Source organism: Bacillus sp. CDB3 (assembly GCF_002081505.1).
GTDB classification, from domain to species: Bacteria; Bacillota; Bacilli; order Bacillales; family Bacillaceae_G; genus Bacillus_A; species Bacillus_A cereus_AT.
Genome location: NZ_ALBR01000039.1, coordinates 1 through 13,530, shown reverse-complemented (window position 1 = coordinate 13,530; position 13,530 = coordinate 1). Strand labels below are relative to the sequence as shown.

Sequence of the window (13,530 nt, the reverse complement as noted above, 5' to 3'; positions counted from 1 at the left end):
TTAGTTGATTCATTCTTTTACAAAAAGGTTTGATTAGCCCTATTCTTCGCGGACTCAAAATCGAAACCGATAGCAAAAGAATGCAATCACTACTTTTCCCTAGGCAAATCTATTCTCTATTTCAAATTTACCTGCCTGTACAAATTTTAGACTCTTAGCGAACCACGAAAGCCTCTTGCGGCATAGTAAGATTCTGCCCCATTGTGATACACAAAGACGTGTCCAAAGCGATAATCGCAAAAAAGGGCACCGCCAAGTTCTCTAATATCAGAAGGTGTTTGCACCCAACTCGATGTCTTCAAATCGAAATTCCTAATATTTTGCAACGTACGATATTCTTCTTCCGTTAATAGTTCAATGCCCATAGCAGCTGCCATATCAATAGCGTTATTTTCTGGTTTATGTTTCTTTCTTGATTCTAGCGCTTCAAGGTCATAACAAACACTTCTACGACCTTTAGGACTTTCTGCTGAACAATCATAAAAAATGTATTCGCCTTTTTCTTTATCAAAATCAACAACATCAGGTTCACCACCAGTGCGTTCCATTTCATTGAGCGACCACAACTTTTCAGTATTAGCATCCAGATTTGATTGAACATTAGCCCATTCTAGCCCTTTATGACGGTTTATGTTATTCTCAAAACGATCTTTCAATGTTTGTATTAATTCTTCACGTTGCTCTAGTGACAACTCTTTTTTATTGCTCTCTTTCATAATAGTTCCTCCATTGATGTTTTTATTAATGATAGTTTAAGTATATATAAATACTGTTTTATAATAAAATGTTTAAATAATTGCGTGAATTCAGTTTGCGATAATTTATATGGATTAGTAAAACCAATTCTCCGCAATAGGGCCCTTTAACGAAACAACTTATTGTTTCTAATCAGTTTCTTAATCGATCTTCCAATTCTAGATGTTCTTTACCTTTTCACTATAAATACACGATATAACTTTATTGAAAATCGCACATCTTTAATTCAACAATAAGCGATATACTTCCTCACCGTCATATACATTTCCTGATGGTTTAAAACCATAACATTTATATAGTTTCTTTGCAGAAATATTATCTTTATGGACAGTTAATCTAATTTCCTCACACTCTTTAAAGTTATTTTTTATTAAGTTAATGATTTCCTGTAATGCTGCTTTTCCATATCCTTTTCCTTGTTCTTTTTCATCAACGATAAATCCGTTAATCCAATACATATCGGTTGACTCACGTACAAAAGCATGCATAATAAAACCGACTATAAGGTCACCATCATATATAGCCAATGGAATATATTCGACATTTTCACCATCTGGTTTTATGTATACTTTAGCAAGTGATACTGCCACTGCCGGAACAAATTGCATTTGATTTTCTTTAACTTGTAACTTTAATGCATCTTCCCAATTTTCTCTCGTAACAATTTTTAATTGGACGTTCACTATTTTAAGCTCCTTTAAAAAGAGAATTTACCTTTTATATTCAACGGAGTGAAATGATTCCCTTTTTCGACATCAACCTATAACATGATTTTCATAAAATCCTGTATAAATTTTTCCTCATCTAATTGTAACGCTATACGCGCCCCTTCAGATTTAGAGTGTGGGCGAAAATCAGCAAAAGTTTGTCCCTTCGTTTCACCGCATATATCCACAGTCACTTTTCGGGATGTGTAATTTAAAAAAGTAGGATTCACCAAACCGCTTATAGCAAGTACATCGTGTAATAATGGCCCTTCAATAGATGGATTGAGCTTTTGGTATGCTGATAAATAATAATCGTACATTGGTTTCATAATTGGCTTAAATGAATTTTTTGTATTAGCTAAAATATAAGTAAATACATTTGGGGTTAAAACTGTTTTATTTGTTACATTTAAAGGGAATAACGTTATATTTTTCGCTTGCTGAAATACAATTTGACTTGCTATAGGATCTCCGTACACGTTTGCCTCTGCTAATGGAGTAACATTCCCTGCTTCTAAAAAGACACCACCCATAAAATAAATTCCTTTTACATTTAACATCAAGTCGTTCCATAAATTAAACGCAATTGCTAACGAGGTAGATCTTCCTACATCGACAATTGTTAGATCTTCTCCATACTTTACAAGAATTGCAGCAATACTACCAAAATTGTATATCGGAATAGATAACACACTTTCCGGTACATGTATGGGTCCTAAACCTTCTGGCCCATGAATTTCAGGGTAATACGTTGTAATTTCATTTGTAAGTGGCTTTGTTGCCCCGCTAATTACAGGAATATCTTGTCTGTTTGCTAACTGTAAAATATAAGCTGCGTTATGAGCGGCATGTATATGTTCAACGTTTCCATATCCAGTTACGATACCAACAATTTCAATTTCAGGATGTAGTAATCCGTACATAATTGCAAATGAATCATCAATACCTGGGTCTCCGAAAAATAAAACTTTCTTCAAGAAACGTTCCCCTTTCATAGGTAAGATAATTATGTATATGTGGAAAAAATTTAAATCTATACAATTCTAAGCAAATATTAATGGTGAGTAGTGTGTCGATAAAAAGAACTAGTATTATACTAGTTCTTACTCTGGTAATCATCTAACAGTATAATTAAATTCCGTACAAATGCTGGACTAGTACATTTTAATATAGATATTTTCCATTATACCTATATTAAAAACCCCATATTAATTCAATATTGTTACTTTCAAGTTGCAACTACTTGCAGAAGAGTCTTACCATACTTTTTCGCTCTCGATTTGCTTATAATTATCTTTTTTAAATGTTAAATGAGCAATCACAACTCCAAGTATAGTAATGATTCCTCCAGCTATCGAAATAAAAGTGGGCACCTCTCCTAACCATATCCAAGCGATAAAACACGCAGTTACTGGTGTTAAATATAAAGAGCTAGTTGCCTCAGATGCACCGGCATGGGATGTAATATATGCTAATGCAATGTACGGAAGTACTGTCGGAAACACACCTAAATATATAACGCTCAAAGTAATTTCTATAGGAGCTGCTACGATTTCTTCATAAATCCCAGGTGAAAAAATAAGCATACATACAGTACCAGACCAAATTGTATATATTGTAAATGGCAAGAAACCATATTTTTTTAAGTACGAATTTTGGAAAGCGAAATATAGGCTTTCTGAAAATGCCGCTAATAATATAAGGAATACCCCACTATTCAATTGAATGGAATCTCCTTGATTTAATGATAAAAAAGAAATTCCTGCTAAACTAATTACACCACCGATCCAACCATTTAATTTCATTTTTTCATTCAAAAAAACAGAAGCAAGAATTGCCGTTAATATAGGTGTTACAGATACAATTAAACTAGCAGGTCCAGCATTCACACTCTTCTCACCGTAGTTCAGTGCAATATGATAAATAGTAAATCCTAGAGCGCCAAATATAAAAATTACTGGAATGTCTTTTAAGTCAGGTAAACGTAATTTGTATATTAACGAAAACAGAATAAGAATTAAAGAAGCAATCAGTAATCGTAGTAGTGTAAGGTGTTCAGGCGTGTAAGCTTCAAGCCCCATACGAATTCCTGGAAAAGCTGTCCCCCATATAAGAATTGTAAAAGCGTGAGCACATACAATACGAGAATTCCATTTTTTATTCTGCATATTTTCTCTCCCTCTCCAATAAACCAGCCATTTTTTAATTACCAATTATTTCTTTTCATCATATTTAATAGTTGATACAATGTCTTCAACCAGTTATTCCTCGAAAAAACCAACCACTTTGTATTTTTAAAATGAATGAGGGAGTTTTTTAATATGTCTACCGATAAAAGACCGCCAAAATATCGACAAATAATAGACTATATGAAGGAAAAGATTGAAAACGGAGAATGGACAATTGGAAGTAAGATTCCTAGTCAGCGGCAGTTAGCGAATTTATTTCATGTTAATCGTAGTACTGTAATAACTGCGCTAGAAGAGCTTATGGCAGATGGTTTAATTCAAGGGAAAGTTGGAGCGGGAACAATTGTAATGAATAATACATGGTCATTATTAGCGACTAATCCCCCGCCTGATTGGAGTGAATATGTGAAAGCCGGTATTCATAAACCTAGTAAATTAATGGTTCGAGAAATTAATGAAGCAAAAGCAAATAAAAAATTCATTCATCTTAGTAAAGGAGAACTTGCACCTCATCTTTTCCCGTTAGAAACCATGAAATTCATTATGGGAAACGTATGTGAGGAGCTAGATTATTTCGGATACGAGGAACAAAAAGGATATTTCCCTTTACGTGAAGCGATAAGTAATTATGTAAAATCATTCGGAATAAATACATCTCCAAGTTCTGTATTAATAGTCTCTGGTGCATTGCAGGCATTACAATTAATATCAATCGGTCTCTTACATAGAGAATCAACTGTTTTACTTGAACAACCATCTTACTTATATTCGCTACATGTATTTCAATCGGCTAATATTCACCTTTCTGGAATACAGATGGATCATCATGGCATTTTTCCTAATGACTTGATAAGACGAATTAATTATAGTCAAAAGAAAAATATTTTATATTCGATTCCTTGTTTTCAAAATCCAACGGGTGCATTAATGTCCAAAGAGCGTCGAAAAGAAATACTAAAAATTTGCGAAAAAGAACAATTGCCTATCATTGAAGATGACATTTATCGTGAGTTATGGATTGATGAACTACCTCCACCTCCGTTAAAATCAATGGATAAACATGGACATGTATTATATATTGGTAGTCTCTCTAAAACGCTTAGTCCAGGACTTAGAATTGGTTGGATTATCGGACCAGAGCCAGTTATTGATAGATTATCAGACATAAAAATGCAAACAGACTATGGATCGAGTTCTTTATCTCAAAGAGTTGCTGCGGAATGGTTAAGTAAAGGCTTTTATGAAGAACACGTTGCGAACGTAAGGATCCACCTGAAAGAGCGCAGACGAATGATGTTACAAGCTTTAGACAAGTATTGTGCAGATATTGCTACTTGGGATATCCCAAGTGGTGGATTTTTTATATGGCTAACGGTTGTACCTAACATTCCAATGAAAAAACTGTTTTCAGAGGCCCTATCAAAGGGAGTACTTTTAAACCCAGGACGTATTTATGAAGAAGAATCGGATCAGTGCATACGCTTATCGTATGGATATGCTTCCACTGAACAAATTGCTCAAGGTATTTATATATTAAGTAATTTGATTCGTAAGTTAATGGCATAATAAAAATCCTCTTTTATATAAAGAGGATTTTTTGTGTACCTTATTTACCACAATCTCATTTCCTGTCCTAATAAAATAAGTTCTTCATAAGGATCTCCGTCAATTTTTAATACTTGCGCAAAAGCCGGTTCTGTTTTTACGCCTTGTTCTTTTAATTCAATTACTTCTTCTCTAATGTGTGGGTGCTGCATTAATAGCATGTGCTCCACTATCATATGTTTATATGCATTTTGGTTACGCACTGGCCGCGGTTGACCAAATAATTCAAATTCAAAACCTTCAAATTGAAAAGTTGCCTTTATTGTTAAGATATTTCTAATGTTTTCTTTTTCATTTCAAAACCTTCATATGAACCATATAAAGATCTAATTTCCTGTTCAAAAACATCATAATTATGTACTTCCATTACAATGTCTAAGTCAGAATGAAGGGTATCAATTCTAATAGGGATTGTCCCGCAAAGTACAGGGCTATATAAAGCTAAATCCTTCATTATGTTTAGTTTATTCATAACTTCGTAAACTTTTTGTTGCTTATCATTCCCAGATTGTAAATATGTAATAGATGTAAACATAAAAGTCTCTCCTTCATTTAACGTAATACTCGTCTCACTAAATTTGAGAAAAAATTTAATCATTCCATTTTGTTCTAGGAGTACCTATATTTCAATATATTAAGCCGAACTAACTATATTTTTCAACTTTTCTCCTATACTGCAATACTATAAAAATAAAAAGGAGGAATTATCATGAGCGTTTTCAATATTCTTTTGACCATTCACATATTATTTGGAACCATATGTTTAATTACGGGAATTGTAGCGATGGTTGCTCAAAAAAAGAAAGGAAAGCATACAGAATGGGGCGAAATATATCATGCATCCTATGTTGTAATAACTCTTACTGCAATTATATTGTCCATTATAAACTGGGATGAGATCGCATATTTATTTTATGTAGCAATTATCTCCTATTCATTTGCGATTTACGGATATCTCGCAAGAAAACAGCGATGGAAAAATTGGCTAGGGCATCATATTAGAGGTATGCTAGGCTCCTACATTGGTGCAGTGACCGCACTTTTAGTGAACATTGGGATGTATATTCCTATTATAAATTTACTACCACCAATATGGTTTTGGTTCTTACCTACCCTAATTGGCATTCCTCTTGTATCTAGTGTATCAAAAAGGTATAAAAAACAAAGGTAAAATTAATTACAGTTTAATTACCTTCTAATTTATTTTGTAAAAATAGAATGGAACATCTTATTTTTATAAGGATAACCAGGAAGTGAAAATAAAAAGAATCCAATAATACTTGGATTCTTTTTATTTATGATTTTTTTAAGGCGATATTGAATGCAAACGATCCGGATAATTAGTAAACATCCCGTCTACACCCCATTTTAGTAACTTTTCCATATCTTTTTCATTATCTACTGTAAATGGATGAACTTCTAATTCATGTTTCTTTATTTTTTTCACATAGACTGCATCAATATATTTGTAGTTCATGCCTAGGCCAATGCAGTATGTTTTATAGTTTTTTATTTCTAAATCTGTTAATTGAACTGCTTTTTTATATGATAATAATTGTACTAACGGTATATTGGCATTTAAACTATGAGTCTTTCGTAGACTTTCTTCACTAAATGATTGAATAATAACTTTATCACTTATTTGATAGAGATTTATAATTTCTAATAACTTTTCTTCCATTCCAGGATATTCATATGGTGATTTTGTTTCGATATAATAATTAGCATTATGTCCAAACGTTTCAATAATTTCTTCTAGTGTTGGAACTTTAGCATTTTCAAATTCTTTCTTTGCTAACTTTGGATACTTTTTATTGAAAAAAGAACCTGCATTCAGTTGTTTTATTTCATCTAATGTATGATCTTTTACAAAACCAGTACCGTTTGTTGTGCGGTTTAATGTTTCATCATGCATAGCTACTAAATGTCCGTCTTTTGTCATTTGGAGATCTATTTCTATATAGTCACCTTTTAATTGCTGTCCTAATTGATACGCTTCTAATGTATGTTCCGGTGCATATGCAGAAGCCCCTCTATGCGCGATGTTTTTAATATGATTTGATTGATTAATAGCTTTTGTATATTTTTGTTCATTTACTTGCTGAAAAACAAAAGTGCTAATTACAATAAAGAAACAGATGATTGTAATTATAGATATTTTCTTCATAACGGTATGTTTACTCCTATATTTAAAGCGATTTGATTTGGATGAATTATTCAATTAAATGTCGATTTTCAAAAACTGTCATTTGTCCTACAACTTGAAAGCCAGATTTTTTATAAATATTTATTCCATCAGGTGAAGCTTGTAATATGCAGTAAGTATCTTTTAGTTGTTTTGCTTCTTGAAGCAGGAAATTAAACATAGTAGAACCAAATCGTTTTCCTCTCATATCTTCTTTAGTCGCTATATCATAAATACCGACGCTATCTTCCGTACAAACTAAAGAGCCAACAGATACTACCTTCCCTTTATAAAGGCCTAAGTATAGATTCATGGCATCACTATTCCATAAATCTAAAGAAGCAATTTGATTATAGTATGCTTGTACGTGAGTACCTTCTGTTGATGTACCGAATAAAGCTGCTAACGTTTCGCCAAATTGTTGTATTTGTTCTGGCGATGTTGCATTTTGTATTGTAAAACCTATTGGAATGTCTATTGTTGGATGAATTTTTCTTAAGTCTGCTACCATCGCGATATTCTGTTCTGCTTCTTTTAAACCAAGTTTGATTAATTCGCTTTTTATAGTCTGTTCTTGCTTATCATCCAAACCAAACACTCATTGGAAATTTCTTTTGATTATAACATTCTACCTCCTTATATAATTTCTCGATCCCTTCCGTTACATTACTATTTAGTAGTGTAATAATATTACATGTATCTGCAGGTAATCCGCAGTCGACAGTAATGTAATCCTTCATTTCTTTTACATCCATTCCATGTACCTGCCGCGCAATATATGAGGTTTTATATGTGAAATTATCTATTAGTAACTGTTTATAATTCATTAATTTTGCTCCTTTCATAAAAATTCGTATTCGAATCCTTCAGTATTAAATATAACATATAGGAAATGTACCTATTTCTATAAAAATATCTCTATAAATCACTCTTTGCGCCCTAAAAGAATTAAAAATGATATAACGTTGTCGGAATGAAAAAAGTGGTATATAATAAATATTAACATTACTAGTAATTATTTTAGGTATTCCTAGAATAAAGGAGCGATACATATGAAAATTACTATTTATTTCGGAAGTCATGAGGATCAAGATGTTCGTACTATGGACTGTCATTTAGATGTAGAAGATACAGAAGAGATTGTTTCTGTATCATAATATAAATAGTTGGGATGAACCCTCTTCCCTACAGCGTTTAAGGCACCTTTTACAGGTGTCTTTTTTGTTGTTTTTTCATCAAAAACCCTTTACTTTAGAGCGTTTTAATAGTAAAATATAAATATACGAACAAACGTTCTTTTTTATTTTAATTGTACATGAAGGGATGATTTTAACAATGACTCAAGCAAAGCGCAGAGGAAGAAAAAAGCAAACACCTATTATTTCAAATACAGGCTTTATCGGCTCTGTCTTTATTGATACATTGGAGTTACAAAAGAAATCCTATTATTTCGCTCGTAAAAAACTTCAAATTGTTCATCACGTATTAGATGGTTTATCTGGAGCAACGAGTGCATTATTTAAAGAACATAATATCGCTGCATACATGTCATGTGTGTATTTACATAAACAAAAGAAAATCGGCTTCGTTCTTTCAACAAAACCTTTTGAACAAAGTGATGGTGTTTCTTATTTTATAAATTATTTAATTGAAAAGAATTTTTACGGTAACGAAGAAGTAGAATATCAAGAAGTATTTAATACAGGTTTTATTGGTGTAGTGTTCGCGGATTTATCTAGTATAGATCGCTTTAATTTTGAGTTTGAAATGGGTATGTTAACTAAATTAATGAAAGATATGATTATTCCGGTTAAAGAGCTCTTTTTACGCCACAATGTACCAGCTTACATCTCCACTTCTCATTTAGAGGAGCAAAATAAATTAGGTTTCGTTCTTTCTGTAAAGCCATACGATGAACGTGCAGAAGCAGATTTATACTTCGAAACATATTTAAAAGAACGTGGATTATTTATTGGTGATGAAGAGGATGATATTGATAAGATTGTTATTAGAAAAACAGCTGAATTACGATAAGAAAAACGCAGGATGGTGATCCTGCGTTTTTTATAATTTATGAAATTAATTTACCAAATAAACGGTATTAGTTTTTTTGTTTTCTGTTTATATACTGTAAATTGTTCTCCGTACTTATTCTGTAAGTAATCATCAGATTTTGGAATATATTCAAAAACAAATACTATGAATAGGCCTAGAGGTATTAGCAAACTATAAATATTGTTAGAGATTAGCGCTAAGCCTAATACCCAAAGGCAATCCCCAAGATAATTAATATGAATTGCATATTTAAATAAACCGCCTGTATATAGCTTACCTTGATTTGCAGGATTGTCTTTAAAAGGTTTTCTAAGTAACTCTGAAACTGTGTTTAATATACTCCCTCCTAAAAATAATATCCACCCTATAACAAGCACTATTAAGTTTGAATCCTGTTTACTAGTAATCATTAAAATGGGAAAACCTAAATAATAAATCCCAAAAGCAATACTGTTCATGATGGCTTCTTGCCATGCAATACCTCTAGGCAACCATATAAACATCATAGCTGTTAATCGTAAAGCGGTAATAATTAAAGCTATAAAAAGCCCTATTGAAATGCCTGGCTTGAAATTAGTAATGAATAGTAAGTAATATGCAATGATTAAATAGATAATCTCAGCAACTAAAATGAAGATTATTTCTTTTATCGTTGGCCGGTTTATACCATACATTGTGATACGTCCCTTCATTTATTCATTTTATAGGAAAATATACTTCTATGATATTATTCTCCACCGGTGTGCTATAAGGATTCGTTTTATAAACTTCAAACGGAGCGCCATTCAGTTTATAGTTATTTTCTTTAATCCATACATGTAGTTTTGTATGAATAGAAGGTAATTCTTCGTAAGAACTAATAAGTTTAGCCATTGCGCAAAGACCGGGATTAAACACTTTTGTTTTATTTGTGGCCTCTGCAAGAGGAATCGCAATTTCTACATCATAACTTTCAGGTACATATTCTGAACTATGGAATATAGCAAGTGGTTTTGCAATAGGTAGTAAATTTTCAAATGAAATTTTACTAAACAACTCATTAAAATGCGTTAAAAAATCAGCGGTATTCATTTGTTTTCGCTGAGATAATATATTATAGGTTAAGTGATTTACAAGATTAATCTCAATATGATTTAAGTAACCCATGATACTTTCATCTTCATCTAATTGTTGAATATCAAGCGTTAACTTTTTTAATACAGAAGAATAAAATGTTATTTGTTGTGTTAGATTTTCTTGTTTGACTTTCATTTTAGAGTTAAGAAACTCAGTATTCCCCCAATTTGTTAAAAGATCTTTAATCTCTTCCAGTGAAAATAAATAGGTTTTTAATCGTGTAATCAATAAAGCTGTTTCTAATTGAGAAATATTATAGTAGCGATAGCCATTTTTAGCGTCTATGAAATCAGGCTTTAAAAGTCCAATTTCATCATAGTAGCGCAGCGTCTTCATTGTGAGATGTGATATTTTTGAAAACTCACCAATTGAAAGCATAACAATCACCTCCTGTTATTAATTGCTTTAAATATACTGGTTCCTGTAAGAGGAAGGTCAATCAATAAAGTTAAATTTTCTTATTATATTTAGAAATAGCATTCATACTCAGCAACCTACAATTTTGAATTATCTCCAAAACTGAAATGTAATCTTTTCATAATTGTCCATAGTAGTTCATTTTTTCGTTTCGGGGTATTTGCTTTTTTTAGCTAAATGGTGATATCCATTCTATAAATAAACTAAGAAACTACTAAGCGCTATAATCTTTCGAATGAACTTCTAATGTTAAACGATTTGAAGAAACCTTATTCAATATTAAATATAAGATTCCTCCTACAATTGGAATAGTATAGGCTGGAATATAGTTTAATAATATACCTGATATTGCGAGTGCTATTGGCTGCATCATTTTCCCTAAACTTAATCCAATACTAAGCACTCTTCCCCTATATTTATCCGGAATCTCTTTTTGCATGAAATAAATTAAAGGAATATCAATTAGTGCTATAATAAGCCCTAAAAAGAACATAACAACACAATACGTAATAACGTATACAAAACCATCCACTTCAAAACTTTTAAATAAAACTGGAATTCCTGAAATAATCATAAAAACTGCCAACATAAAACTTAGCTTTTTCAAAAGATAAGAGTAAGAAAAACGATCAGTTATCTTTTTTACTAAAATTGCACCAATTATCATCCCTACTGGAAAAGTCCCTTGAATGATACCCAATTGCTTAGAACTAAGATTGAGAACTGTGTTAATAATGTATGGCAATGGAACAGTTACAGCAAACCCTAAGAAGAAATTAAGTGAAATTAAAATTCGTAAAGTATTCTTTAAGCTTTCTTTTTCAATTAAGTATGAAAACCCCTCTTTTATATCTTTAATAAAATTAATTTTCCTTTTTGGACATTCCTCATTTATGTTGAATCCGAACAGTTTAAAATGAATAAATAATATGGATATACCCGAAAGAATAAATGAAATACCGTTTATAATTATAAAAATTTTAATATCAAAGACTGCAAAAACGATGCCACCTAACATAGGACCGAGAATTAAAGATACAGAATCGATAATTTTACTTATAGAGTTAATACTCATAAGCCGCTCTTTAGAGACGATATTTGGTTTTGCAGCTTCTAATCCTATCCCAAAAAATGTTGTAAATACCGACAAAAGAAAGGTAGTAGCATAAATAATGAATAAGTTTAATCCGTAATTGCTGCTTACTATATAAACAGCAATTAATAAGCCTCCATTTAGTAGATCCATACAAACAACCAGTTTCTTTTTATCAACCTTATCAGCAATTACACCGGCAAATGGATTCATAACAATCATTGGAATAGTCCCTAATATGAGCGTAATCGCGAAATTTAATGCTGATCCGGTTATTTGTAAAACATATAATCCTAATGCGAAACTATAAATAGAGCTACCAAATATAGATACTGTTTTCGCAATTGAATAGAGGCAAATATTTCTTAGTTCTTGATTGCTTTTTTTATTTTCTAAATGTAATCGTAAACTCCCCATAACTCTTCCCTCCCACTGAACTTTGTATTACGTACAGTGTAAGTTCTCGGGTCAACCCAATATCAATATGCTATTATTAAAAACTTTTAAAAGAAAAATTAAAAAAGATGGGGTTAACCCCATCTTTTTCCGAAAAATGAATATGTATATGTTTCTTCTCCATAAACAAAGAAATTTTCGTATTTTCCGCCTCGATTCATGTATTTTGAAGTTCTTTCATCTATGGAATTAAACTGCAGCTTTTGTATTTCTCCCTTAACTTTTGAAGACATAAAATTTTCTCGAAATCTAGTTGGAATTTGGCTATTTATGCTGAAATTATTAAATAAAATAAATGAGCTTAATAAATAACAATCGTGTTTAAAAAGGGAATTTAATTCGAGTAATAAAAAATCCTCATGTTCAAAACTATAATTACTTGTACCAGACTGATCAATTACAATATCAACAGAATGATTCTGAATAGGTATACTTAAAAAATCAGCACATATAAATAAAATGTTTCTTTTAGGATTTCTTTTTTCAATTACATCTTTTAAAAATAGAAGTTTATTCAAATCTCGATCAACAGCAATGTATAAACAATCTTCCGGTAATTTTTCATAAACATTTCGTAAAAAGAACCCCAGACCCGATCCTAAATCAAGTAATATCTTGTTATTTAAATCTAGCTGTATTAATTTCTTTTTTGCCCATTCGCCGCCTCTTTGTATATTCTCCAAAAAGGTGGTATCAGTTTCATGGATATAATCTGAAATAGACTCTTCAAGTGATATCCTTTCATACGCCTTAAATAATTTTCCAGCTGTTAAAATCCCGGAAATAATCGCGTATTCCTCACCACAATTACAAATTAACTTTCCCTCAACAATTTGGTTCTTATTGATAATACCATCTTCAAGAATTAAATTTCCGTTACACTTAAAACATTTAAATAAATGAAGTACTTTTAAATCTATCCCTAAAATCGAATTCGAAGTTTCAGTTGCT

General features: G+C 31.6%; 12 protein-coding genes and 2 pseudogenes. 3 read left to right on the top strand and 11 right to left on the bottom strand.

Going from position 1 to position 13,530, the window contains the following annotated elements:
* Positions 1–146: 146 nt before the first annotated feature.
* The 4 genes from CDB3_RS11100 to CDB3_RS11085 all read right to left on the bottom strand — a co-directional run bounded on the left by CDB3_RS11100 (position 147) and on the right by CDB3_RS11085 (position 3,631).
* Entirely contained in the window at positions 147–716 is a 570-nt protein-coding gene (locus tag CDB3_RS11100; RefSeq protein WP_128854520.1) for a DUF4256 domain-containing protein, read from the bottom strand.
* 261 nt (positions 717–977) lie between these two features.
* A complete protein-coding gene (locus CDB3_RS11095) occupies positions 978–1,439 on the bottom strand; it encodes a GNAT family N-acetyltransferase (RefSeq protein ID WP_128854519.1) in 462 nt (153 codons plus the stop codon).
* 77 nt (positions 1,440–1,516) lie between these two features.
* Entirely contained in the window at positions 1,517–2,440 is a 924-nt protein-coding gene (locus CDB3_RS11090) for a nucleoside hydrolase (protein WP_098889559.1), read from the bottom strand.
* Between the two features lie 279 nt (positions 2,441–2,719).
* Positions 2,720–3,631, bottom strand: coding sequence for a DMT family transporter (locus CDB3_RS11085; RefSeq protein WP_128854518.1), 912 nt, complete (start codon positions 3,629–3,631; stop codon positions 2,720–2,722).
* A 153-nt stretch (positions 3,632–3,784) separates the two neighbouring features.
* On the opposite strand from CDB3_RS11085, the gene pdxR reads away from it, so the two are divergent.
* Positions 3,785–5,218 carry a MocR-like pyridoxine biosynthesis transcription factor PdxR gene (gene pdxR, locus CDB3_RS11080; RefSeq protein ID WP_128854517.1) on the top strand — a complete coding sequence of 478 codons (1,434 nt, stop codon included), beginning with the start codon at positions 3,785–3,787 and terminating at the stop codon, positions 5,216–5,218.
* A gap of 44 nt (positions 5,219–5,262) precedes the next feature.
* Here pdxR and CDB3_RS11075 read toward each other — a convergent pair.
* Positions 5,263–5,792 (bottom strand): annotated as a pseudogene (locus CDB3_RS11075) (DUF4269 domain-containing protein).
* Between the two features lie 174 nt (positions 5,793–5,966).
* On the opposite strand from CDB3_RS11075, the gene CDB3_RS11070 reads away from it, so the two are divergent.
* Positions 5,967–6,428, top strand: a complete 462-nt coding sequence (locus CDB3_RS11070) for a DUF2306 domain-containing protein (protein ID WP_128854516.1) — start codon at positions 5,967–5,969, stop codon at positions 6,426–6,428.
* 135 nt (positions 6,429–6,563) lie between these two features.
* Here CDB3_RS11070 and CDB3_RS11065 read toward each other — a convergent pair whose 3' ends face one another.
* Both CDB3_RS11065 and CDB3_RS11060 read right to left on the bottom strand, forming a co-directional pair.
* On the bottom strand, positions 6,564–7,424 hold the full coding sequence (locus CDB3_RS11065) for a glycerophosphodiester phosphodiesterase (RefSeq protein WP_128854515.1): 861 nt from the start codon (positions 7,422–7,424) through the stop codon (positions 6,564–6,566).
* Between the two features lie 46 nt (positions 7,425–7,470).
* A pseudogene (locus CDB3_RS11060) lies at positions 7,471–8,269 on the bottom strand (GNAT family N-acetyltransferase).
* Between the two features lie 508 nt (positions 8,270–8,777).
* Here CDB3_RS11060 and CDB3_RS11055 point away from each other — a divergent pair.
* A complete protein-coding gene (locus tag CDB3_RS11055; protein ID WP_060751184.1) occupies positions 8,778–9,476 on the top strand; it encodes a hypothetical protein in 699 nt (232 codons plus the stop codon).
* A 50-nt stretch (positions 9,477–9,526) separates the two neighbouring features.
* On the opposite strand, the gene CDB3_RS11050 is transcribed toward CDB3_RS11055, so the two are convergent.
* The 4 genes from CDB3_RS11050 to CDB3_RS11030 all read right to left on the bottom strand — a co-directional run.
* Positions 9,527–10,171, bottom strand: a complete 645-nt coding sequence (locus tag CDB3_RS11050) for a methyltransferase family protein (RefSeq protein ID WP_128854543.1) — start codon at positions 10,169–10,171, stop codon at positions 9,527–9,529.
* Between the two features lie 22 nt (positions 10,172–10,193).
* Positions 10,194–10,991, bottom strand: coding sequence for a MerR family transcriptional regulator (locus tag CDB3_RS11045; protein ID WP_128854514.1), 798 nt, complete (start codon positions 10,989–10,991; stop codon positions 10,194–10,196).
* A 253-nt stretch (positions 10,992–11,244) separates the two neighbouring features.
* Positions 11,245–12,540: an MFS transporter gene (locus CDB3_RS11040; RefSeq protein WP_128854513.1), complete on the bottom strand. Its 1,296-nt coding sequence runs from the start codon at positions 12,538–12,540 to the stop codon at positions 11,245–11,247.
* Positions 12,541–12,653: 113 nt separating this feature from the next.
* Positions 12,654–13,530, bottom strand: an 877-nt coding sequence (locus tag CDB3_RS11030; protein ID WP_142263484.1) for a class I SAM-dependent methyltransferase, incomplete at its 5' end; no start/stop codon positions are given.